Origin of the sequence: Streptomyces montanisoli (assembly GCF_017813245.1) — a bacterium.
GTDB lineage: Bacteria > Actinomycetota > Actinomycetes > Streptomycetales > Streptomycetaceae > Streptomyces > Streptomyces montanisoli.
In genome coordinates this window covers 1-1,994 of record NZ_JAGIQL010000345.1, presented here as the reverse complement: position 1 = coordinate 1,994, position 1,994 = coordinate 1, and the positions used below count along the sequence as shown (strand labels likewise).

The 1,994-nt window shown below is 74.4% G+C and carries 1 protein-coding gene; it reads right to left on the bottom strand.

What is annotated here, in order from left to right:
- Positions 1–124: 124 nt before the first annotated feature.
- Positions 125–1,994 (bottom strand): N-acetylmuramoyl-L-alanine amidase (locus tag JFN87_RS33040; RefSeq protein ID WP_245182857.1); only part of this gene is annotated, 1,870 nt, incomplete at its 5' end.

The window sequence follows — 1,994 nt, the reverse complement described above, 5'->3', positions numbered from 1 at the left end:
CGCACGCCGGACACCGGGCAGGGCGACGGCGTCCGCCCGGCGTCGCGGCCCGCGGGGCCGGACTCACGCGGGGGCGGGTGCCGGCAGAGCCGCGGCCCGTGCCACGAGCGCGGCGCGTGGCGCGTCACTTGCTTCGTGACGCTCTCATGTCCGCCGCGTCGACCAGTTCCACCCGGTGGTTGTACTGGATCGTGTAGAATGTGCGCGCGCCCTCGACGACCCTGCCGCTGCTCGCGAAGAAGTCGTCCGTGCCGGTCGCGCGCCGCGTCGCGACGTACGCCTCGCCACCCGGCACCGTGTACTTGCCGAGCGGCGCCATCGTGGACGGCTTCAGGCCCGCGGGGTACTCGGACGCGTCCGGGTAGGCCACGCCGTACACCGGGACGCCGGCCGTCGCGTCCGCGTTCCTCGGCCTGACGATGCGCACACCGGGGGCCGGGGTGGTGTTCCTGCCGCCGGGGTTGGGGATCCAGCCCTTCCTGCCCGCGTACCAGATCGCCGTCCAGCGGCCCTTCTTGCCCGCGACCACGTACTGCTGGCCGGAGGAGACCGTGCCGCCCCAGTCCGCGATGCCGGTCGTGCCGGTGCCGTTCGGGTGCAGGTAGGGGTCGGCGAGGAGCGGCGCGGTCGCGTCGGGCGCGCCGCGCACGTAGAGGAAGTTCGACGGTGCGGTGCGGTCGGCGCATTTCCTGGTCGTGCCGGCCCCGTCGTCGACGGGGCAGATCGTCACCGTCTGCTCGTTGTGCGCGAAGGACGGCGAGATCGTCACGGCGGTGCCCACGGGGCCGGCGCCGCGGGGCGCGGGTGCCTGCTTGCCGAGCAGCGCCATGAACCTGTTCCAGTCCCAGTACGGGCCCGGGTCCCAGTGCATGCCCGTCACCGTGCCGTCGGTGGGCGCCGGGACGTTGTCGTGGCCGAGGATGTGCTCGCGGTCCAGCGGGATGCCGTACTTGTGCGACAGGTACTTCACCAGGTCGGCGGTCTCCTGGTACTGCGCCTGCGTGTACCAGGTGGCGCCGTGGGCGGCGAACCCCTCGTGCTCGATGCCGATCGAGTGCATGTTGAACCAGTAGTCGCCGGCGTGGAACGCGATGTCCTTGTCCGGCACCATCTGGGTGACCGAGCCGTCCGACGCCTTCATCACGTAGTGCGCCGAGACGGTGCCGGGCGTCTGGAACTCCTTGATGGCGTCCTCGTAGGACGTCTCGGTGTCGTGGATGACGATGTACTTGACGTCCATGCCGTCGGCGGGCCGGTCGGCGACCTGGCCGTTCGTCGGGTCGGCCGGCAGGAACCGGCACGTCATCATGTGCGGGCACTCCGGCCGCCGCGCCGCCGGGTCAGGGGCGGGCGCCTTCGGGTAGGCCTCGGCGAGCTGCGAGGTCGCCGGGTGGACGCCGGGGTCCGGGGTGACGGAGACGTGCTGGCCCTGGTCGGCGGTGCGGCTCGCGCCCGTGCGCAGGGTGGCGTAGACGCGGCGGGCGAAGGCGCCGGCCGCCGTGCGGCCGGAGGCGCGGCTGTAGCGGGCGACGGCCCCGTACCACTGGGCGGGGTCGCTGGGGGTGGAGCCCGTCAGCGACTTCTCGTAGGCGGCGAGGAGCGCGGCGCCGCCGCGGATGTTGTCGCGGGTGTCGGTGCGCAGCCGGGCGGCGGGCGTGCCGGTCAGTTCCGCGGCCTTGCCGAGCGTGTGGAGGGCGGGGTCGTGGGTGAACGACGAGATGTCGCCCCGGCCCGCTGCGCCGGCGCCGCTGCCCGCGGCCATCGCCGCCGTCACGTCGGTCAGGTCCATGGGGCCGTAGCCGCCGCCGGTGTTGTGGCTGCCGGGGTGCGCGTCCCAGCCTGTCTCCTGGTAGGCCAGGGCGAGCAGGAGGGACGCGGGTACGTGGAACTCGGCGGCCGCAGCCTCGAAGTCGGCCTGCCGGGCGCCGGCGGCGGGCCCGGCGGCGGGCGCGGGGGGCGCCTGGGCGGAGGCGGGCGCGGCCGGGAGGACGGGA